Raw genomic sequence first — 1,031 nt, forward strand, 5'->3', positions numbered from 1 at the left:
GACCCGCCCCGCGCCCTGCCCGTGCTCAGTCCAGGCGCCGGAGCGGCTCCGCCCCCGTCTCCGAGAGGAACTCCGTCAGGACCCGCGCGAGCCGTTCCGGCTGGTCCTCGGGGACGAGGGTGGAGGAGTCGGCGATCTCTACGAGCCGACCCTTCGGATACAGCTCTGCCAGCCGGGGGCCGTGCTCGCGCGGCATGAGGCGGTCCTCGGTCGCCCACACGACCAGCACGGGGCGGTCGTAGTCCCGCAGGCGCTCGCTCCATTCCAGCAGCGTCCCCCGGCCGGGGGACGACGTGGCGAACTTGGCGAAGTCCCGGCGGACGGCCCTGTTCCGCGTCGCCGGGCCGAACCAGTCGGCCATGATCTCGGGCGGGACTCCCCGCAGGCTCATGCCGCCGTACCCGCCGCGGTGGTCACGGAACGCCGGGACCCTCATCAGTCGCGTGAGCAGCCAGACGCCACCGGGAACCCCGCACACCTTGGCCACGGCCTTGGCCGCTCCCGGCGGGAAGTTGTCGAACGCCTCGCAAGCCACCAGCACCAGCCGCCCGACGCGGTTGCCCCGCTCCTCCGTCACCAGGAACTGGCCGCCACCCCAGTCGTTGAGGACGAGGGTCACGTCCTCAAGGCCGAGCCGTTCGATGAACTCGCCCAGCAGCCGTGCGACACCCCGGTGGGACAGGTCGGCGTCCGGGCGCATCGGCCGTCGGTGGCCGCCGAGCGGCAGGGTGGGCAGGACACAGCGGTACCCGTCCAGCAGCGGCACGACCTTGCGCCATTGCGTCTCGTTCATCGGCAGACCGTGGCTGAACACGATCACCGGCCCCTCGCCGCCGGTGTCCTGGTAGTCGATCGTCCCGGCGGACAACTCGATGTGCGGCACGGCGCCCCCGTCGGTCAGGCCTCCCCGCCCTCGGACGAGCGGGGTCGCCCCCACGGTAGGGAGACCGGCGGGTCAGGCCAAGACCCGGGTCGGCCAGGGCTCGGCCCACTCCGGCTTCCCCGCCGTAGCCCACCTCGGCTTCCCCGCC

1 protein-coding gene is annotated in these 1,031 nt (G+C 73.1%); it reads right to left on the bottom strand.

The window, feature by feature from the left end; translation table 11 throughout:
* Positions 1-25: 25 nt before the first annotated feature.
* Positions 26-883 carry an alpha/beta hydrolase gene (locus tag P1P70_RS45045; RefSeq protein WP_319248338.1) on the bottom strand — a complete coding sequence of 286 codons (858 nt, stop codon included), beginning with the start codon at positions 881-883 and terminating at the stop codon, positions 26-28.
* Positions 884-1,031: the final 148 nt, after the last annotated feature.

Source organism: Streptomyces sp. MB09-02B, assembly GCF_033794485.1.
Taxonomy (GTDB): Bacteria; Actinomycetota; Actinomycetes; order Streptomycetales; family Streptomycetaceae; genus Streptomyces.